This is a genomic window from Streptomyces sp. NPDC043738 (assembly GCF_056436545.1).
On record NZ_JBWKCJ010000023.1, the window covers coordinates 17,602 to 36,043 of the forward strand.

Annotated in this window: 19 protein-coding genes; 12 read left to right on the forward strand and 7 right to left on the reverse strand. The window is 70.0% G+C overall.

Features of this window, described 5'->3' with window-relative positions:
* Window positions 1-3 precede the first annotated feature (3 nt).
* The 5 genes from AC0680_RS26500 to AC0680_RS26520 all read left to right on the forward strand — a co-directional run bounded on the left by AC0680_RS26500 (window position 4) and on the right by AC0680_RS26520 (window position 3,681).
* The gene (locus AC0680_RS26500; protein ID WP_478633227.1) at window positions 4-684 is read left to right on the forward strand and encodes an SRPBCC family protein; all 681 of its coding nucleotides are present in this window, start codon (window positions 4-6) and stop codon (window positions 682-684) included.
* Window positions 681-1,343 (forward strand): isochorismatase family protein, encoded by a 663-nt coding sequence (locus tag AC0680_RS26505; RefSeq protein ID WP_478633229.1) that lies wholly within the window; start codon window positions 681-683, stop codon window positions 1,341-1,343. Before AC0680_RS26500 ends, AC0680_RS26505 begins: the two co-directional genes overlap by 4 nt.
* Window positions 1,344-1,375: 32 nt before the next feature.
* Window positions 1,376-2,236 (forward strand): alpha/beta fold hydrolase, encoded by an 861-nt coding sequence (locus tag AC0680_RS26510; RefSeq protein WP_478633232.1) that lies wholly within the window; start codon window positions 1,376-1,378, stop codon window positions 2,234-2,236.
* Window positions 2,237-2,314: 78 nt separating this feature from the next.
* A complete protein-coding gene (locus AC0680_RS26515; protein ID WP_478633234.1) occupies window positions 2,315-2,797 on the forward strand; it encodes a MarR family winged helix-turn-helix transcriptional regulator in 483 nt (160 codons plus the stop codon).
* 77 nt (window positions 2,798-2,874) lie between these two features.
* The gene (locus tag AC0680_RS26520) at window positions 2,875-3,681 is read left to right on the forward strand and encodes a maleate cis-trans isomerase family protein (RefSeq protein ID WP_478633237.1); all 807 of its coding nucleotides are present in this window, start codon (window positions 2,875-2,877) and stop codon (window positions 3,679-3,681) included.
* Here the strand turns inward: AC0680_RS26520 and AC0680_RS26525 are convergent.
* Window positions 3,678-4,544, reverse strand: coding sequence for a class I SAM-dependent methyltransferase (locus AC0680_RS26525; RefSeq protein WP_478633239.1), 867 nt, complete (start codon window positions 4,542-4,544; stop codon window positions 3,678-3,680). The two genes, AC0680_RS26520 and AC0680_RS26525, sit on opposite strands and share 4 nt — an antisense overlap.
* Before the next feature lie 138 nt (window positions 4,545-4,682).
* On the opposite strand from AC0680_RS26525, the gene AC0680_RS26530 reads away from it, so the two are divergent.
* Window positions 4,683-5,309 (forward strand): TetR family transcriptional regulator, encoded by a 627-nt coding sequence (locus tag AC0680_RS26530; RefSeq protein ID WP_478633242.1) that lies wholly within the window; start codon window positions 4,683-4,685, stop codon window positions 5,307-5,309.
* Window positions 5,310-5,539: 230 nt separating this feature from the next.
* Window positions 5,540-6,988, forward strand: a complete 1,449-nt coding sequence (locus AC0680_RS26535) for a Dyp-type peroxidase (RefSeq protein WP_478633243.1) — start codon at window positions 5,540-5,542, stop codon at window positions 6,986-6,988.
* 117 nt (window positions 6,989-7,105) lie between these two features.
* On the opposite strand, the gene AC0680_RS26540 is transcribed toward AC0680_RS26535, so the two are convergent.
* Window positions 7,106-7,300 carry a hypothetical protein gene (locus tag AC0680_RS26540; protein ID WP_478633245.1) on the reverse strand — a complete coding sequence of 65 codons (195 nt, stop codon included), beginning with the start codon at window positions 7,298-7,300 and terminating at the stop codon, window positions 7,106-7,108.
* A gap of 217 nt (window positions 7,301-7,517) precedes the next feature.
* Here AC0680_RS26540 and AC0680_RS26545 point away from each other — a divergent pair, with 217 nt between their 5' ends.
* Window positions 7,518-8,348 (forward strand): HipA family kinase, encoded by an 831-nt coding sequence (locus AC0680_RS26545; protein ID WP_478633247.1) that lies wholly within the window; start codon window positions 7,518-7,520, stop codon window positions 8,346-8,348.
* 134 nt (window positions 8,349-8,482) lie between these two features.
* On the opposite strand, the gene AC0680_RS26550 is transcribed toward AC0680_RS26545, so the two are convergent.
* The gene (locus AC0680_RS26550; RefSeq protein ID WP_478633249.1) at window positions 8,483-9,166 is read right to left on the reverse strand and encodes an alanyl-tRNA synthetase; all 684 of its coding nucleotides are present in this window, start codon (window positions 9,164-9,166) and stop codon (window positions 8,483-8,485) included.
* Window positions 9,167-9,260: 94 nt separating this feature from the next.
* Window positions 9,261-10,274: a DMT family transporter gene (locus tag AC0680_RS26555; protein WP_478633252.1), complete on the reverse strand. Its 1,014-nt coding sequence runs from the start codon at window positions 10,272-10,274 to the stop codon at window positions 9,261-9,263.
* A gap of 247 nt (window positions 10,275-10,521) precedes the next feature.
* On the opposite strand from AC0680_RS26555, the gene besA reads away from it, so the two are divergent.
* The gene (besA, locus tag AC0680_RS26560; RefSeq protein ID WP_478633255.1) at window positions 10,522-11,907 is read left to right on the forward strand and encodes an L-propargylglycine--L-glutamate ligase BesA; all 1,386 of its coding nucleotides are present in this window, start codon (window positions 10,522-10,524) and stop codon (window positions 11,905-11,907) included.
* Between the two features lie 59 nt (window positions 11,908-11,966).
* Here the strand turns inward: besA and besB are convergent, their stop codons facing one another.
* From besB to besD, 3 genes are read right to left on the reverse strand one after another with little or no spacing between them, the layout of a single operon-like run.
* Window positions 11,967-13,514 carry an L-2-amino-4-chloropent-4-enoate dechlorinase/desaturase BesB gene (gene besB / locus AC0680_RS26565; RefSeq protein ID WP_478633257.1) on the reverse strand — a complete coding sequence of 516 codons (1,548 nt, stop codon included), beginning with the start codon at window positions 13,512-13,514 and terminating at the stop codon, window positions 11,967-11,969.
* Complete coding sequence (gene besC, locus AC0680_RS26570) at window positions 13,511-14,284, reverse strand: 4-chloro-allylglycine synthase BesC (protein ID WP_478633259.1); 774 nt, start codon at window positions 14,282-14,284, stop codon at window positions 13,511-13,513. The genes besB and besC overlap by 4 nt, the downstream gene beginning before the upstream one ends.
* A gap of 41 nt (window positions 14,285-14,325) precedes the next feature.
* Window positions 14,326-15,084: an L-lysine 4-chlorinase BesD gene (gene besD / locus AC0680_RS26575; protein ID WP_478633260.1), complete on the reverse strand. Its 759-nt coding sequence runs from the start codon at window positions 15,082-15,084 to the stop codon at window positions 14,326-14,328.
* Window positions 15,085-15,684: 600 nt separating this feature from the next.
* Here besD and AC0680_RS26580 point away from each other — a divergent pair.
* The 3 genes from AC0680_RS26580 to AC0680_RS26590 are packed head-to-tail and all read left to right on the forward strand — an operon-like array spanning window position 15,685 to window position 18,416.
* Entirely contained in the window at window positions 15,685-16,488 is an 804-nt protein-coding gene (locus AC0680_RS26580; protein WP_478633263.1) for a 2OG-Fe(II)-dependent halogenase WelO5 family protein, read from the forward strand.
* Between the two features lie 39 nt (window positions 16,489-16,527).
* Window positions 16,528-17,118 (forward strand): nitroreductase family protein, encoded by a 591-nt coding sequence (locus AC0680_RS26585; protein ID WP_478633266.1) that lies wholly within the window; start codon window positions 16,528-16,530, stop codon window positions 17,116-17,118.
* Window positions 17,115-18,416, forward strand: a complete 1,302-nt coding sequence (locus AC0680_RS26590) for a cation:proton antiporter (protein WP_478633269.1) — start codon at window positions 17,115-17,117, stop codon at window positions 18,414-18,416. The genes AC0680_RS26585 and AC0680_RS26590 overlap by 4 nt, the downstream gene beginning before the upstream one ends.
* The last annotated feature ends 26 nt before the right edge of the window (window positions 18,417-18,442 follow it).

Genomic DNA, 18,442 nt, shown 5'->3' on the forward strand with positions numbered 1-18,442 from the left:
CGTATGCAACTGACCCACGAGGTGCCGGTGCAGGCCTCGCCGGACGAGGTCTTCGCCCTGATGAACGATGTCGAGCGGGTCGCCGCGTGCATGCCGGGCGCCGCGCTCGACGGGCAGGAAGGCGACGTCTGGCAGGGCCGGGTGAAGATCAGGGTGGGTCCGGTCAGTGCCGCGTACGCGGGCACGGTCCGGTTCCTGGACGTCGACGCCGACCGGCGGCGGCTGCGGGTGCACGCCCGCGGGGCCGACGCGCACGGCAGCGGGGACGCGGAGGCCGAGGTCGCGCTGGAGGTGGTGGCGGCGCCCGGGGGCGCGGTGCTCCAGCTCTGCACGGACCTGGTGATCCGCGGCAAGATCGCCCAGTTCGGGAAGGGTGCGATCGCCACCGTGTCGGACCGGATCCTGCAGCAGTTCGCCCGGAATCTGGGGAGTCTGCTGGACCAGGACCGGGCCGGCGCTCCGGTGCCCCGGGACACGGCCGCCGCCTCCACCGCGCCCGCCGCACCACGGCCCGCTCCCGCGCAGAGCACCGAACTCGACGGTCTGGCGACGCTGCTCGGCCCGTCCGCCGCCAAGTACGGCCTGGTCGCCGGGGCGTTCGCGTTCGGGCTCTTCGAAGGCTGGCTGCTGGGCCGGCTCGGCGCCCAGGCGCGGGAGCTGCGCGCCCTGCGCAGGACGTCATGAGCGCCGCGCGGTACGGGCCGGGGACCGAGCACACCTATGCCCGGGCGGGCTTCGGCGGCCCCGTGCGCCGCGGTGAGCGGCCCGCGATCGTCGTGGTGGACCTCACCCGCGGCTTCACCGAGGACGTCTTTCCGTCCGGCGCCGACCTGACCGATGTCGTCGGCGCCACGAGCGAGTTGATCGAGGCCGGGCGCGGGGCCGGCGTGCCCGTCGTGTTCACCGCGATCGCGTACACGCCGGCCGAGGCGACGGGCGACGCCCTGCCCTGGCTGCACAAGGCGCAGGGCATGCGGGCGCTGCGCGAGGGCAGCGCGGAGGTCGTGGTCGATCCCCGGCTTCCGCGCCGGCCCGCGGACCACCTGATCGTGAAGAAGGGCGCCTCCGCCTTCTTCGGGACCTCGCTGGCCGCCCTGCTGACCGGCCTCGGCTGCGACACGGTGCTGGTGTGCGGGGCGACGACGAGCGGTTGTGTGCGGGCGACGGCCGTGGACGCCGTGCAGTCCGGGTTCTCGGTGCTGGTGCCGCGCGAGTGCGTCGGCGACCGGGCGGCCGGCCCGCACCAGGCGAATCTCTTCGACATCCAGGCCAAGTACGGCGATGTGATCGGCCTCGCGGACGCCGTCGGCTATCTCGGCGGGCTACCGGGCTCGGCCCGGTGAGCCCGCCCCCACTCCCCCGTCCGCCACTGGAGGTGCCCGTGCCGCCGAACCCGCCCACCCGCTGTCTGCCGCAGTCCGCGCTCGCCGATCTCGCCGACGTACCCGCCACGAGCCGCTGGGTGCGCTCGGGCGGCACCCGTCTGCACGTCCTGGACTACGGCGGCGACGGCGTCCCGCTCGTCGTGCTGCCCGGCATCACCAGCCCCGCGATCACGATGGACTTCGTCGTCCGTGAACTGACAGATCTGGTACGCCCGTTGGTGCTCGACGTCCGCGGCCGTGGGCTGTCCGACGACGGCGGCCGCTACGACCTCGACGCGTACGCCGAGGACACCGAAGCCGTCGTCAGCGGGCTCGGACTGGACCGCCCGGTGCTCTTCGGGCACTCCATGGGTGCGCGGATCGCGGCCGTGACGGCCGTCCGGGGCAAGGTCGCACTGCGGGGCACGGTGCTGGGCGACCCGCCGATGAGCGGACCGGGGCGCGGGCCCTACCCGACGGCGCTGACCGCGTTCCTGGACCAGTTGGCGCAGGCCGCACGCGGCACGGACGCGGACGAGGTGGCCGCGTCGTGGCCGCGCTGGCCGCGGCCGGAGCAGGAGCTGCGGGCGCGCTGGCTGGCCAGCTGCGGGCGGGAGGCCGTCGTGGCCACCCATCGCGGTTTCGAGAGCCAGGACTTCTTCCGCTGGTGGCCCGGTGTGCCGGGCCCCACGGCGCTGCTGTACGGCGCCGAGAGCCCCGTCGTCACCGCCGAGGGCGCGCGGGAGGCGGCCGGGCTGCACCCGTCCGCCACGCTCGTCAGGATTCCGGACGCCGGCCACATGCTGTTCTGGGACAACCCGTCGGCCGCGCTCGCGGCGCTGCGCGAGGCCCTGGGCCCGATGCTGACCTGACACCGCGCCCGTGGACCGGTTCCCGGACCGTCCCGTTCCGGCTGCCGAACCGATACGGAGCCATGCTTAAGTGAGCCCATGGCTGACGAACCCGCACCCTCGACCTCCACCCCGCCCCGGCCTCCCGCCGCCCTGACGACCGCGCCCGGATATCAGGTCCGGCGCCTCTACCAGGCGTATCTCGCGGTCTGGATCCGCGCGGTGGACCCGACGCTCACCGGGCCGCAGTTCGCGGTACTGCAGACCGTGGACGCGGCGCCGGGGCACGATCAGCGGTCGATGGCGTCGGCGGTGGCCCTGGACACCTCGACGATGGCGGACGTCGCCCGGCGGCTGGAGACCCGGGGTCTGATCGTCCGCAGGACGGCCGCCGACGACGGCCGCCGCAAGCTGCTCTACCTGACCGAGGAGGGCAAACAGACCCTCGACGACGCCAACAGCCGTGCGCGGCAGCTCGACCAGCGGCTCCTGGAGCCCTTCGGCAGCGAGCGCCGCGAAGAGATCGTGCACCTGCTCACGTCGCTCGCCGACCACTGGGAGCACCTCACCGAGGACCTGTAGCCGCGCGCCGCGGCACTCCACGGGTCCCGGTCCCGCTCGTCAACGACCGTCTGCACACCGGAACCCGGAGGATGCCCGTGCCCCGCCCCGACCACCACATCGGCCTGATCGTGCCCAGCTCGAACCTCACCATGGAAACGGAGCTGCCGCGCATGCTGCGTGCGCGGGAGTCCGTCCTGACGGAGGACCGGTTCGTCTTCCACAGCAGCCGGATGCGCCTGCAGCACGTCACGCCGGAGCAGTTGCGCGCCATGAACGCACAGACCGGACGCGCCGCCCTGGAACTCGCCGACGCGCGGCCCGACGTGGTCGCCACGGCCTGCCTCGTGGCGATCATGGCGCAGGGCCCGGGGCACCACTGCACCGCGGAGGAAGACATCGCCACCGTGCTGCGCGACCAGGGTGCGCCGGCCCCGGTCGTCTCCAGCGCCGGGGCCCTGCTCGACGGGATCAGGGCGCTGGGGGCGCAGCGGGTCGCGATCATCACTCCGTACATGAAGCCGCTGACCCGCCTGGTCACGGAGTACATCGAGGACGCGGGCACCGAGGTGGTGGACGCGCTGAGCCTGGAGGTGCCGGACAATCTGGCGGTGGCCCGCCTCGACCCCGCCGACCTGCGCGCACACTGGCGGCGCCTGGACCTCTCCCGGGCCGACGCGCTGGTCCTCTCCGCCTGCGTCCAGATGCCGTCGCTGGCGTCGATCCAGCCGGTCGAGGACGCGGCGGGCCTGCCGGTGCTCTCGGCGGCCACCGCCACGGCGTACCGCATCCTGACCGCACTGGACCTTGCGACGTTCGTGCCCGGCGCGGGCAGTCTGCTCAGCGGCCGGGTCCACCGGCCCGCCGGCTCTCCTGCGTCCGCCGCCGTCGGGCGGCCGGGCTAGGGAGTGTCCGATGGGTCAGGGCCGGGACGGTGGGCCGTGACCAGCAGGGCGGCGCTGCGCAGGCGTACCGCGCCGTCGTCCTCGTGGGGGCGCAGGATGTCGATGAGCCTTTTCCGTGCGCGCTCCTGCTCCTGCGGTCCGACCTGGCTGGTCAGGTGGCGTCCGGGGCCGGATTCCAGCAGCAGGGCGGCCGCGTCGGCGGCGTCGCGCCCCCACGTCCCGTAGGCCTCGGTCCCGGCCACCTCGATGTCCTGGTACCCGGCGGCGGACAGCACCTCGCGCAGCAGGTCCGGATCCGCCAGGGAGAACATCCCCGGGCCTCCCGGCGCGCCGAAGCCCCCCATGGGCAGGATGTCGCGCAGTGCGGCGACGGCCCGCAGCCACTCGTTGGCCTCGGCACGCGTCGCGCAGACGAAGGCGAGGCGGCCACCGGGGCGCAGGGCCCGCCCGATGTTGGCGAAGGCGGCGACGGGGTCGGCGAAGAACATCACTCCGAAGCGGCTGATCATGACGTCGAACGCGCCCGGCTCGAAGGGGTGGGCCTGCGCGTCGCCCTGCTCGAAGGCCACGTTGCCCAGTTCTTCGAGCTCCGCGGTCCGGCGTGCGCGCGCCAGCATCGGGGCGGAGAGGTCCAGGCCCAGGGCACTGCCGCGGGCGGCCCGGCGTGCGGCGAGCCGGGTCGTGCTCCCGGCTCCGCAGCCGATGTCCAGGACGCGGTCGCGCTCGGTGAGGGCGGCGGCGGTGAGCAGGGGGGTGTCGAAGCCCCCGTTCACGGCGTCCCAGCGGTCCTGGTTCCGGGCCCAGTGGGTGCCCTCGTAGCCGTTCCATGCCTGCGCCTGATCGGTGTTGACGAGGTGTTGCATCCGTGACCTCCTGCTGGCTGCCTTGTCTGCCGCGACCTAGAATGGGCGCTCGCCCAAACAGTATGGGCGCTTGCCCATACTGGCAACGCCCTTTGTGTGCCGGAGTGTTCACCGCGAGCACGTACCAGGAGAGGTCTCATGTCACCACGTGGGGTAGCGATCCCCGACCCTCGCGAGCGGCTGTTCGCCGCCGCGGAGCGGGTCCTGTCCCGCGAGGGTCCGGCCGCTCTCACCAGCCGAGCGATCACCACCGAGGCGGGCTGCGCCAAGGGGCTGCTGCACGCGCACTTCGACGGCCTGGACGAATTCGTCGCCGAGCTGGCTCTGGACCGGCTCGCGCGCACCGCCCGGGAAGCCGCGCGACTCCCCGGGCGCGCCGGTCGGGCAACCGTGGCCGACAACCTCGTCGCGGTCGCCCTCGCCCTGCTGAACTCCCTGGAACCCGCGGTCATCGGCCTCGCCATGACCCGCTCCGGCGCCGCCCTCCGGATCCGCCGGGCGCTGGAGGCCGGCGCGCCGGGCTTCGCGGCGATGCAGGACGCGATCACCGAGTACCTGGACGCCGAACGGCGGCTCGGGCGCCTCACGGACGGCACCGACACCGCGACCGTCGCACTCGCTCTCGTCGGCACCCTGCACCATCTGCTGATGACCGGCTGGGCCGGTGCCCCGCACCCCCGCGAACCGGCGGAACGACTGATCGCCCTGCTCATCGGCGCCGACTCGGACGGCGCAGCGGGCGCTCGGGCCACGCCGCCCGGGTGAGCCGGCGCCCGCCCACGGCCCGAAGGGCGGCTCCAGCTCCGGGCCGCCCGGCGTACCGGTCAAATGGAGCGGGACGGCGGTGAGTTCTGTCATATGACGTGGCCATATGGATGAATCGCACGGACGTACGGGGGATCTGCCGGCCCCCACCGTGGCGAGCAGCTCCCGATCGGGAATGCGGGAAGCGCGGCGTTGCCGCCCTTCCCGAACCCGAACGAAAGGAGCAATCGATGGACGTCGACTTCGACAAGGAAACCGGTATCGGCCCCACGGACCCGAAGGGAAAACTCACCACCGAGGAGAAGGCCCTCCTCCGTGATATTCAGGGAAACATCCTGAAGAGCCACGGCCGGGACCACAGCCGGCACCTTTTCATCAAATTCGACGCGACAAAGGCGCAGGAAGCCAGAGCCTGGCTCGGCGAATTGAGCAAGACCAAGGTGACATCCGCGCTGAAGCAGTGGGACGAATCACGCACCCGCGCCGAAATCTTCGAGAAGTCGAAGAAGGAGGAGGACCCCGAGGCGTATCTCGGTGTTGAGCTGTCCAAGAAGTCCAGCAGCATCTTCGTCAACGTCATGCTGTCGGCCAAGGGGTACGACGCCCTCGGCCTGAGCGGCAAGAAGCCGACGGACACCACGTTCGGCAACGGCGCCGCCGGCGCGGTGAGCAGGCTCGCCGACCCTCCCCGGAAGGACTGGGAGACGCCCTTCAAGGAGGACCTGCACGCGCTCGTCGTCATCGCGGACGACGACCCCGGCAAGGTCGCCGCCGAGGCCAAGGCCATCGCGAGCTCCCTCAAGGCCGGCAAGGTGGTGCACACCGAGGTCGGCCGGGCCCTGCGGCGCGGCAAGAACGGCCCCGTCCACGAGCACTTCGGCTTCGTCGACGGCGTGAGCGACCCGCTGTTCTTCGCCAAGGACATCCCCAAGAACAGCAAGCAGTGGAACCCCGGGGCGCCGCTCAAGCTCGCCCTGGTCAAGGACCCCGGCGGGCACTCGAAGACCGGCTACGGAACATTCCTGGTGTACCGCAAGCTCGAACAGAACGTCGACCAGTTCAACATGGACCGGCATGAGTTGGCCAAGGCCCTGGCGAAGGAGGACAACCGGACCGAACCCAACCACGCCGACCGCGAACTGGCGGGCGCCTACCTGGTGGGACGCTTCCCCGACGGATTCCCGGTCTCGGAGCACGCGACTCCCGACGGCGCCGACAAGGACATTCCCAACAACTTCAACTTCAGCGCCGACACCGACGGACTGAAGTGCCCGTTCCAGTCGCACATCCGCAAGACGAACCCACGCGGAGACACCACCAAGCTGGGCGGGACGCTCAAAGAGGAGCGAACCCACCGCATTTCCCGCCGGGCCATCAGCTATGAGCAGAAGGGCAAGGTCGGTCTGCTCTTCCTGTGTGTCCAGGGGAACATTCAAAACCAGTTCGAGTTCATGCAGTCGGCCTGGGTCAACGCCCCAGAATTCGTCCAGCCGAAACCGCCCACCGGCCTGGACCCCGTGGTCGGCCAGGGCAAGCCGGTCGCCCAGCAGTGGCCCGCGAAGTACGGCTCCGACAAGAAGGTCACCCTGAGCCTGAAGCAGTCCGTGCACATGAAGGGCGGCGAATACTTCTTCATGCCCAGCATGGGCTTCCTCAAGGGCCTCGCAAAGACCAGCTGACCCGCGAAACCAGCTGACTTGCCAGACCAGTTGATCCGTGCGGTCCACGGCCGCCCGGGGCCGGATGCCCGACACCCGGCCCCGGGCGGCACCCCGGGCGACCTGCGCGCCCCGGCCTCAGCCGGCCGCCCGCCCGACTTCCCGGGCGTGCCGGGTTCGCGCCCGCGCCAGGGCGGCGTCGAAGTCGCGCTGGGTGTCGTCGCACCAGTGCAGCAGATCGGCCAGGACGCACTGCAAGGTCTCACTGGGGCTGCGGCGCCAGCCCTCGCCCGAGAGCGTGTACGTCCCAAGGGCCTCATTGGCTCGTTGCACCGCCGCATCGTGCGCCTTCGGCGTCGCCAGGTTCGCATCTCCCGTCGAAGCGGTCCGTCGTGTGAGAGCGCGCGCGGTCGGCGCACGCAACGTGCAAAAAACTATAATGCACTGCATATTTGCAGTAGGCTTCACTATTACTGTCCGAGGCGGGCCCGGTGGGCCCATGACGAAGCGGGCCCGGTGGGCCCCATGACGAAGCAGGGGGCGGGAAGCCATGACCACCACGGCGTCGGACGCGCTGCGCAGGGTGACCGCCGTCCGGTACGTGACCCCGCTGCGGAACGGGGGCTCGGTCCCCGGCGTCGTCGAGGCGGACGACCTGGGGACGTACGTCGTCAAGTTCACCGGCTCGGCGCAGGGGCGCAAGGCGCTCGTCGCCGAGGTCGTCGTCGGCGAGCTGGCACGGCGACTCGACCTGCGGGTACCGGAGTTGGTACTGGTCGACTTCGACCCCTCGGTCGCCGCGGAGGAACCGCACCAGGAAGTACAGGACCTGCTGCACGCCAGCGCGGGGCTCAACCTCGGTATGGACTATCTGCCGGGAGCGGCCGACTTCACCCCCGACGCCGTGGACGCCGTCGAGGTCGATCCGGCGGAGGCGGCCAGGGTCATCTGGCTGGACGCGTTCACCGCGAACGTCGACCGCACGATCCACAGCCCCAACCTCATGACCTGGCCGACCTCCGGCCACCAGCGCCCCCGCCTGTGGCTCATCGACCACGGCGCCGCCCTCGTCTTCCACCACCGCTGGGACACCGCCACCGACACCACCACGAAGGCGTACGACTTCCGGCGGCACGCGCTCGGCACCCGACAGCCCGACATGGCCGCGGCCGACGCCGAGTTCGCCTCCCGCGTCACCACGGATCTGCTGCACGAAGTGCTCTCCGCCGTTCCCGACGCCTGGCTCACCGACGAGCCCGGATTCGCCACCGCGGCAGAGGTCCGCCACGCCTATGTCGCCCATCTCACGGCCCGGGCCCGGGACTCCGCCTCTTGGCTCCCGACGGAATTCCCTTCGCCGCGCGGCCCGGCCACCGGTTAGGGGCGAAGGGCTGCGCGAACGCAAGAGGCCGCAGCCACGGCAACGCATCTCCGCAGTGGCTGCGGCCTCTTCCTGGCGCGCGGCTTCGGTCACGAGCGGGACGGACGCCCCACCGACGCCCGGGCCGGTGCCGATCAGCCGAGCGCCACGTGGACCGCCTCGTAGCCGACCTTCAGCCGGCTCGACTTGATTTTGACGGAGCGGATGGAGACGTCGGTGAGGCAGCTCAGATCCGTGACGTGCGTGCCACCGCAGAACTCCGTCGCGAGCCCCTCGATGGTGATCGTCCGCCGCCCGTCGCACTCGCCGGAGCTGATCGGGAGGCCCTGTGCGAGGGCCTTGGCCACTCCCTCCCGCAGGGAATCGGCCAATTGCTCCTTGTCCACTTCCGCGCCCTCCAGCTCGTATTCGACCCGAGCCTGACCGGGAAAGTGGTTGCTGCCCACGTGCCGCACCCCGAATGGGCGAATCAGCGCGTCGACCAGGTGGCCCGCGGTGTGGAGGGCGGCATGCAGGCGGCGTTGTTCGGCGTCGATGGCCGCCGTGACCACTTGGCCCTCGGAGAATCCGAGGGGCTCGTTCCCGGATTCCGGGACCAGTTCGACGTAGACCCGTCCCGATTCGGGGTCGCGGACGGGGGACGCGGGAATATCGTCGACCCAGCCCCGATCGCTCGGCTGTCCTCCGCCCTGCGGATGGAAAATGTTGTCCACCAGGGCCAGGCGAATCCCGGCGGCGCTCGACGCGCAACTCAGAATCCTGCTCTTGGCCTCGTAGGTGTACGTCTGGGTCAGATAGACGTTGTTCTGCGTGCCCACTGTCTTTGGGGTGCCTTCCATATGGCTCACGGTGTGCTGCGGGAGAGTGCTCATGGTGCGCTACAGGAGAAGATCGAGGGGTGGAAATGGCGAATTATTTGAGCCCGGGTGCCGCCGGTCCGTGCCGCTCGGCCGGTCGCGCCGTTCTGTGCTGGGCCGGCGGCTCCTTCCCGCCCGCCCCGTCCCACTCGTCCGTGTGGGCCGTTTCGGGCTCTCCGGTCAGCGCGTCGGGGGCGTCGCCGGAAGCCGCCCGGCGCGGACGGCGGTTGATGAGTGCGACGCCCGTGATCCCGAGCGCCCCGCCGACCAGCGCCAGAGGGGAGGGCACCTCCCCCAGCCATACGTACGCGACGACGAGGGCGACCGGTGGCACGAGGTACAGGGCCGCGGTGGACGAGGCGATGGACAGCCGGGCGACCGCGTAACCCCAGACTACGAAGCCCACCGCGGAGGGGAACAGTCCAAGGAAGACGGTGGACGCCAGTGACGCCGCCGACGCGGTCGCGAAGCCGTGCACCATCCAGGGGAAGAGGGGGAGCAGGAAGAGGGTTCCCGCCCACATCGCGTAACAGGCGACCTCGAGGCCGGTGTACCAGGCCAGGAGGGGCTTGGTCGCGAAGTGGTAGACGCCCTGGACGACGGCCGCGGCGAGGACGACCCATGCCGACGCGGTGTATTGGGCGTGACCTCCGGCCACCGCGATCACCGCCGCGCCGACGATCGCCACCACGCTGCCGACGGCCTTCAACCAGGTGATCCGCTCCCCGAGGAAGGCCGCCGCGAGCAGCACGCTGAACACCGGTGCGACGGCGATGAGCAGGCTCGCGGTGCCGGCGGGGACGTGCACCTCGCCCCAGTTCAGAAGGACTTGGTAAGCCGACATGCCGCTGACACCGCACAGCACGATCATGGGCAGGTCGCGGCGGCGCGGTGTGCGTACGCCGAGGAACGGTGCCGCGATCGCCAGGGCGACCGAGGCGACCATGAGGCGGGCCAGCGAGAGACCGGCGACACCGAAGCCCTCCAAGCCCACGCGAATGGCGGGGAAGGCCGACGCCCACGCGAAGACAGTAAGGGCCAGAGCCCAGATGGCTTTCGGGATCTTCACGAGCCCGATCGTGTCACCGACGCATGTCCGGAGCAAATGCCCCAGACGCAAATAAAGGGGTGTCGGGTCATTTCTGGCCACACACTTCACGGTGATCACTCGTACTTTTTTGCGAGAAATCACCGGAACGGGTAATTCCGATCCCACTTTTACCGACAAGCTCGTAGCCTCGCCTGGAGCACCCGGTCCGTATGGATCTGTGCGGACCGTCGGCCGCAACCCAGACAAGCGAGGCAGAGCGCTTCTTATGGCTGATTTCGACTTCACGCGGATTCTGATCTATGCGTTCAACTACGCCGACCGGATACTGCAGGAGGTGTCGTACCTTCGCTACTCGGCGGAGCGGAGCCTTTGTTTCCTGTGGGAACTCCGCGACCCGGCGGTGCGGGCTGTCGTCATCACGTCGGAACCAGTCGATCCCTACACGCTCGAGTACCACTTCCGCGACGTCTTCCGGTTCGACGACCGCATGGTCGAAAGCGCCCGTGAGCGGCTGACCCTGCTGACGCCGGGCTCCCACCAGCCGCGCCCGCTCGATGATCTGGTCCTGGAGGAGGAGCGGATCGTGGACGCGCTGCGGGGCGCCGCGCAGCAGAGCGCGCGGACGTCCATCGTCCACTTCATGGCCTCCGACTCCCTCGACGAGCTGGCCCGCCGGGTCGGTGCCGATCTCGAAGAGGGCCACCGGTCCTTCGTCGCGCGCTGGGGAAGCAAGGCCGGCGGCAAGGAGATCCTCCTGCGCGCCGGTGTCGCGGTACCCGATGGGACGGCGGAGGAGCTGCGCAGCGAGGAGGCCGTGGTACGGGAGATCGAGCGGCTCGCCTCGGGCCCGCGCCGGGCGCGGCGCGTCATGGTGAAGCTGAGCCCGGACACCTATGCCGCGTCGATCGGCAATGTGCTGGTCGACTGCGACAAGCTCGGCAGCACGGGGGATCTCCTCGCGGCCGCCGAGGTGATCCGGATGCCCTCCGACGACTTCTACCGGGAGCTCGCCGACGGAGGGGCGATCGTGGAGGAGTTCCTCGACGACGTCACCTCGTCGCCCAGCGGGCTCGGGGACATCCGCGCGGACGGCACGGTCAAGGTGGTCGCCAGCCACGACCAGGTGCTGTCGGGCGGCCAGTACTGGGGGTGCCGGTTCCCGGCGGAGGAGCGGTGGCGGCCCGTCATCAACGACGCGGTCGCGCGCACGGGTGCGGTGCTGGCCGAGCTCGGTCACCGGGGCACGTTCGGTATCGACTTCGTGATCGCGGGAGGGCGCGGGCCGCTCGCGGTGGAGATCAACCTGCGCAAGGTCGGTCCCAGCCATGTGCTGAAGTACGCCGAGGCACTCGTGGGCAATGAGGTCGGGGACGACGGACTGCTGCGGCGGAGCGACGGACGGCCGATGTCCTACGTGCACGGGCGGCTGCACGAACCGGAGGCGCTCGGCAGGATCGACCCGCGGACCGCTGTCGAGCGGCTCCGTGCGGAGGGGTTGCTCTACCAGCAGGACAAGGGCGAGGGCGTGGCCCTGCATGTGCTGGGGGCCCTGAAGTCCTGCGGCTTCGTGGAGTTGACCGCCTTGGCGCCCACCTTCGAGGCCGCCGACGCGTACAGCAAGGCGGCGAAGGCGTCCTTGATGCGTGCCTGAGGGACGCCTGCTGGAGAAGAGGATGAACCGCCCCGCGCGACCAGGGCGGTTCATCTCGTTCAGAGGGGGCGCAGGGCCTGCTCGAAGGTCTCCACGATGCGCTCCGGCTCCTCGGTGCCGACGGATATCCGCAGCATGTCCCGGTGCAGCCCCCTGGCGCGCAGCGCGGCACGGCCCTCCGGCGTCGAGAGCAGGTCGTAGTGCGCGATGAAGATCTGTGGTGACGCCATCGTGAACTCGGCACCGAAACTGGGGCCCTTGGCGACCGCGAGGCGGTCGTACACCTGCTCGAGCGGGACCTTGAGGTCCATCATGAGCAGGCCCCCCGGTGCGTCGGACCGGCGTTCGACCTTGCGGTAGTTGCCCTCGGAACGGGCGTCGTAGGCCCAGTCGACGCGTCGGACGACCCGGTCGTGGCGTTCGAGGCAGGCGGCGAGGGCGAGGGTGTTGGCGTTCACCCGGTCCATACGTTCCGCGTAGCCGCGGATCCGGGCCGCCACGCGTGCCGTGTCGCGGTGGTAGGGCTCGTCGCCGTGGCGCGGCAGTTCGGTGCGGAGGCCCGGTCCGAAGGAGGAGTCCGCGTTGACCACGACCGCGCCCATCAGGACGTCGGCCGATCCGGTGGCGTACTTGGTGAGGCTCTCGCAGACCACGTCGGCGTGGGGAAGCACGTCGACGTTGTAGGGGGTGGCGATCGTCGCGTCGACCACCAGCGCGCAGCCGGCCCGGGCGGCGATCTCCCGCAGGGCCGGGATGTCCGGGGCGCGCAGACTCGGATTGCTCGGGACCTCCGCGATGATGCCGGCGAGCTCCCCGGCGTGCGCGTCGGCGACACGGGCGATCTCCGACAGGTCGAACGGGTCGGGGACCGTGGTGTGTTCGACGTCGATGATGCGCTTCTCCAACAGGCTCATGGTGTCGAAGAAGATCCAGCCGAGCTGGAGCCATCTGCGCCGGCCGTTCTTCCGCTGGATCCCGGAGACCGCGGCGATGGCCGCCGCCACGGCGTTCATGCCGCTGTTGTACAGCGATACGTCCGCTGTGTCGCGCACACCGTAGGCGTGGGCGAGGACGGCCCTGACGGCTTGCGAGGGCGCCTCCTCCACCGCGGCCTCGGCTTGTCGGCTCTCGATCAGACCGGCGTCCAGCAGGACGTCCTCCGCCTCGCGCGAGGACAGGTGGCTGCCCGTGTGCTGTACGTATGCACGGACCCGCCCGGCCGAGGGGCCGTCGGCGGGGAGCCGCACCCCGTGCAGGCCCTGACTGGCGAACGCGGCGTCGGGGGAGAGTCCGGCGTACGCCGCGGCGGCCTCCGCGGCTCGTGCCGAGCGGGCCAGGACCAGGCCCTCGCCCGGTCCGATGCCGTCCTGCGCGAGGAGTCCCGCCACCCGTGTCACATACGGATGGGTACGGAAGCGCGGATAGCCCCAGGAGATGCGGCTCCGGGTGGCCGCGTCGTCCGACTCGTAGCCGACGACCGCCTCGACGTCGGGGATCGAGACGGACACCGAGTGGATGGAGCCGGGGATGGGCCGGCCTGCGGCGATGTGCCGCAGACCGCGGGCCGACCCGATGTCCCCGGACTCCCCGGATGCTTCGAGGGTCATGCCTCGAGGCCCACGAGCCGCTGCACGCCGTCCCAGTAGCGCTCCACGAGCCCCAGGAATTCGAAGGCGCCCTCCTCGAACTCCGTCCGGGTGGCGGGCGATCCCACATAGGGAGCGATCGCGTTGAAGACGGAGTTGCTGTGGCCCACCTCGACGTCGATGTGCAGTTGCCAGAAGTGGCGCAGGTCCTTGTCGTAGCCCTGATTGCCCAGCCCGTCATTGATCTTGGAGACCATGATGGACGACATGGTCTCGTCGGCGTACAGCGCACCGAGGGCCTTGTGGATCGACGATTCGGTGTAGAGAATCCGGATTCCGTCGTTCAGCCGCTTGGTGACCTCGAGCGGCTCGTAACGGTCGAGGTGCTCCTTGTCGATTCCGATCCGGGCGAGGAAATCGCCGAAAAGGACGGAGTGCGTCGGGTCGCCGCCGACCTCATCGGCCACGTTCAGGATGATCTCCCGGAGGATCATCTCGTCCCGGGTCTTGATCGCCATCCCGGTGATGTAGAAGGGGAGATGGCGAAAGAAGTAGTGGCACTCGCTGTACATGAGGCGTTCTTGCTCGGGGGAGAGCCGCGTGGTGCGGTAGGCGTTGAGGTACGGGTGTTCGACACCACGGTGCCCGGCGATGCGGGCCAGCATGCCGTCCAGGTATTCCTTGATTGCCGGGTCCTGGACGGCTATCCGGCGGCGGATTCCCGGTTCGACGTTGTCGAAGTGGTCCCATACGGCTGTGGTGGTGGAGTCCGGCGTGTTCAGCTCGGTCATCGTCGTCTCTCTTCGTGGACGGGAATCGGCGTCGGGTGCTGTCACTTCTTGATGGCGGCCGCCGCCGAGACATTGGCGTCGTCCCACCACCGGTCGTCCGCGTCGAGCTCGCGTTTCAGGTCCCGGTCGCCCGCCCACGTCATGTTCAGGATGATGCGGGTGGTGTCCTCGCGCAGCGGGATCGTGCGGTGCAGCGTGGTGTCGGTCCGCAGGAAGTACACGTCTCCTGAAGCGAAGTGGTAGGTGTTGATGGGGTTTTCGGCGAGATAGCTGTTGATCCGCGGTGACGCCTTGTCCCATGTGGTGTGGGGTACGCATTGGAGCAGGCCGCCGACGTCGATCGGCGGTGCCAGGAGCACCCAGATGAGAGCGAAGCTGAAATCGCCCCAGTGCCATCCGTGCGTGTCCCCACGCTGTTCCTGGCGAGTGATCAGGAACTCCTCGTCGGCCTTGGGGCAAGGGTGCAACTTCTCGCCGGCCAGGGCTTCGAGAGCGCGTAAGAGGTCGGGGTTCGCATAGAGCGAGGTCACCAGTTCACTGTTGGCCGCGATCATCTCGCTGGGCACCACGGACATGGAGCGGCGGGTGTAGCCGGTGGTCTGGAGGCGTAAATCGCGCCGCTCGGCGTGCTTCTCGAGGAGGCGTTCCGCTTCGGCGCGAACCAGTTGACGTGTGTGCTCTTCGATCAGGTCGGTTACGGTGGCGATGCCGTACCGGTGGTAATGGTGCGACATCCGGCGGATTTCGCTGTCGTCCAGCGGGGCGCAGACACTCTTGGGGCCAAGTCCGTTACCGCTCACGAAGGGTCTCCGATGTTCGGCTGGTGAATGCGGGATCGGCTGCGCTGATCAGAGGTGGTGCCTGGTGGAACGCGCGTTCAGGACCGTAGGTGCGTTTCCCGGCCCTGATCAACCACGCGATCACATGAAGGCGTGAATTCCGGTCAACTCGGGAGACAATCTCCGTGCACTCATCGCGGGTTGGGGAAGCGCGACAGGTGCCGGACCACGAAGTGGCGGGTGATCGACTGTCGGGGTATGGGCAGACGGGCGTTCGAGGTACGACACGTTGGATCTTCCGGGCCGCTCACCAGTCCATCGCTCGATTAACGTGGCGTGAATCGCACGACGGCCATTTTCGACCTCTCGACGGTTCGACGACCGCGTTCTATCCGGAGCCCGTTGCCACCCCGCCCACTCGCGCGAATAATCAGCGGGGCATACCGTGGTGCGTCCGACATCCACCAGGCTCCTCATGCCGGGAGTTGACGACCGCCCCGTCCCCACCCGATGCGCCGCCAATGTTCCGGAGCCCGTGCGTTCCCGTGTGCGAAGTCGCTGCTCTGCCTTGCCTTTTGCAAACCCGGCACCCCCGGTCCTGATTTCGGATGTGGAGGCATGATGCCCAGCACAGCACTCGATCCGAGTTTCTCCGCCGAGGACGTCTCCGCCTTCTCCAGGCAGCACATCACCGATATCGCGGCGGGCAAACTCGCCGCGGCCCGCATTCCCGGCTTCTTCGACCGGGCGACCCTCGAGAGCATGACGGCCGCACTGCACCGTCTGCCCACGGTCGACTACTACCCGGTCCGGGTCGCCATGACGAGGTTCGGCCCGGCCCTCAACGACTACCGGACTCCCCAGGGTGTGCTGCAGACGGAACGCTACTGGCCGGACGCCGACGCCGCGGAGCGGATGTGGCGGGAGGCCGGCATGGATCCGGATCCGGCCCTGATATCGCTGGACATGCTCGGGGAGGCATGGGGGGCGGAGGTGACGATCGCCACCATCGGTGGGCGGCCCGCCTTCGTGGGGATGATGCGCGAGATCAACGCGGGCACCCTGCTGCACTACGACGACATCCACCTCGAATACCCCGGTGGCCTCTTCGACCAGGAGATCGTCTCCCAGCTCACCTACAACGCCTACCTGGTGGTACCGGAAGGGGGCGGCGGGACGAGCCTGTGGCAGCACCGCTGGGAGGCGGCCGACGACGTCCACCGCCAACGGTACGGGTACGACCCCCGGGTGGTGGACGGCTGTCGGCGCGTCACCATCGCCCCGGGCCACGGTGACGCCCTGCTGTTCAACCCCAACCACTACCACCGCGTGCTGCCGAACGGACAGGGCGGGGAGGGCCGGCGGATCACCGTGACGTTCTTCCTCGGCCTCACCCCGGCGGGTGATCTGGTCGCCTGGTCCTGACTCCGCCCTGCCACCCGACCTGGAAGGAACCGACGCCCCATGGACGTCATGACCGCGATCGTCACCCGCAGGAGCGAGCAGATACTCGCCCAACCCGCCCCGAGCGACGAGGAGTTCCGGTACCTCCTCCGCGGCGCGGCCACCGCGCCCGATCATGGCGGACTGCGCCCCTGGCGCTGGATACTGGTGCGCGGTGAAGCGCGCGCCGCTCTGGCTCGCACGCTGGACCCCAGGGAACCCCGCGCCGTCGAGAAGGGCTCGGGCAGCCTCCCGGAGCCGCCGCTGCGGGCGCTGCTGGTCTTCGCCCCCGTTCCGGCACACAAGATTCCCGAATGGGAGCAGCTCGCCGCCAGTTGCTCCATGACGCACGCGCTCATGATGCTGCTGCACGCCCGTGGCTACGGCAGCATCTGGCGTACCGGCCGGCTGTGCACCAGCCCCGGACCGCGCGGCCTGTTACACATGGCGGAAGGGGAACGGCTGCTGGGGTCCCTGGACATCGGTACGCCTCCGGGGGGCCTCCGGCGGCGCAGGCCGCTTCCCGACATCTCGGACCGGGTCTCCGTCTTCGAGGCCGTGACCGCCGTGCGGGCGACGGGCGGGCGACGGGAAGTGGTCGGCGCGGAATGAGCGGCGGACTTCTCGTACAGGCCGGTGTGCTGCTGGCCACGGCCCTGGTGCTGGGCCGGCTGGCCGTACGCGTCGGCATGCCGCCCGTGGTCGGTGAGCTGTGCGCGGGGATCCTGCTGGGCCCCTCGGTGCTCGGCCACGCCGTCCCCGCCCTGTCGTCCTGGCTGCCCGACGCGGCCGTGCCGCACGGCCCCCTGGACTCGATCGGACAGCTCGGCGTCGTGCTCCTGGTGGGCACCACCGGTATCGAGATCGATACCAAGATGCTGCGCCGCAGGAGAGCGGCGACCCTGACCGTGGGCACCACCGGGCTGCTGGTACCGCTGGGGCTCGGGGTGGCGGCGGGGTTCTGGCTGCCGTCGTCACTGGTCGCCGTGGAGAGCGAGCAGCCGGTGTTCGCGGCGTTCCTCGGTGTGGCCCTGTGCGTCAGTGCCATCCCCGTGATCGCCAAGATCCTCGCCGATATGCGGCTGCTTCATCGCACCGTGGGGCAGCTCATCCTCGGGGCCGGCATGGTGGACGACGCCATCGGCTGGCTGCTGCTGTCGGTGGTGTCGGCCATGGCCGGCAGCCAGGTCCAGGCCGGCCATGTGCTCGTCTCCGTCGGGTACATGGCGGGCGTGGTGATCCTGGCGCTGACCGTCGTCCGGCCCCTGGTTCGCCGGGCACTGGCCATGGCGGAACGGGCCGGCGATACCGCGCCCACGATCGCCGTGGTCACGACGGTCCTCGTACTGGGCGCCGCCGCCACGCAGTCGCTCGGCCTCGAGGCCATGCTCGGAGCGTTCATCGGCGGCGTTCTCATCGGCTCCGCAAGCAACGTCGACCTCAGGAAGCTCGCTCCGCTCCGGGCGGTCGTCATGGCGGTGTTCGCCCCCCTGTTCTTCGCCACCGCGGGCCTGCACATCGACCTGGCCGCCCTGGCTCATCCCGTGGTGGCGGTCGCCGCGCTCGTGGTGCTGGCGGTCGCCGTGTTCGGAAAGTTCTCCGGCGCGTTCCTCGGGGCTCGTCTCGCCCGGCTCGGGGTGTGGGAGGCGCTGGCCATGGGCGCGGGAATGAACGCACGCGGCGTCATCCAGATCGTCGTCGCCACGGCGGGCCTGCGCCTGGGCGTACTGACCACGGCCACCTACACCATCGTCGTCCTGGTCGCGGTCGTGACCTCGGTGATGGCTCCCCCCGTCCTGCGTATCGCGATGCGCAGGATCGAACAGACCGAGGAAGAGGAGCTGCGCCGCCGCGACCTCGCCGCGTTCTCCGAGCCGAGTCTGGAGGGCCCGCCGCCACCACGGCAGTGACCCGGGCGCAGCCGGTTCTTCGCAGG

Bases quoted from the DNA above. Each gene is read 5' to 3' on its own strand.
- AC0680_RS26500 (WP_478633227.1), top strand. From the start codon at position 4: ATGCAACTGACCCACGAGGTGCCGGTGCAGGCCTCGCCGGACGAGGTC.
- AC0680_RS26505 (WP_478633229.1), top strand. From the start codon at position 681: ATGAGCGCCGCGCGGTACGGGCCGGGGACCGAGCACACCTATGCCCGG.
- AC0680_RS26515 (WP_478633234.1), top strand. From the start codon at position 2,315: ATGGCTGACGAACCCGCACCCTCGACCTCCACCCCGCCCCGGCCTCCC.
- AC0680_RS26525 (WP_478633239.1), bottom strand. From the start codon at position 4,544: ATGCAACACCTCGTCAACACCGATCAGGCGCAGGCATGGAACGGCTAC.
- AC0680_RS26530 (WP_478633242.1), top strand. From the start codon at position 4,683: ATGTCACCACGTGGGGTAGCGATCCCCGACCCTCGCGAGCGGCTGTTC.
- AC0680_RS26535 (WP_478633243.1), top strand. From the start codon at position 5,540: ATGGACGTCGACTTCGACAAGGAAACCGGTATCGGCCCCACGGACCCG.
- AC0680_RS26545 (WP_478633247.1), top strand. From the start codon at position 7,518: ATGACCACCACGGCGTCGGACGCGCTGCGCAGGGTGACCGCCGTCCGG.
- besA (WP_478633255.1), top strand. From the start codon at position 10,522: ATGGCTGATTTCGACTTCACGCGGATTCTGATCTATGCGTTCAACTAC.
- besB (WP_478633257.1), bottom strand. From the start codon at position 13,514: ATGACCCTCGAAGCATCCGGGGAGTCCGGGGACATCGGGTCGGCCCGC.
- besC (WP_478633259.1), bottom strand. From the start codon at position 14,284: ATGACCGAGCTGAACACGCCGGACTCCACCACCACAGCCGTATGGGAC.
- AC0680_RS26580 (WP_478633263.1), top strand. From the start codon at position 15,685: ATGCCCAGCACAGCACTCGATCCGAGTTTCTCCGCCGAGGACGTCTCC.
- AC0680_RS26585 (WP_478633266.1), top strand. From the start codon at position 16,528: ATGGACGTCATGACCGCGATCGTCACCCGCAGGAGCGAGCAGATACTC.
- AC0680_RS26590 (WP_478633269.1), top strand. From the start codon at position 17,115: ATGAGCGGCGGACTTCTCGTACAGGCCGGTGTGCTGCTGGCCACGGCC.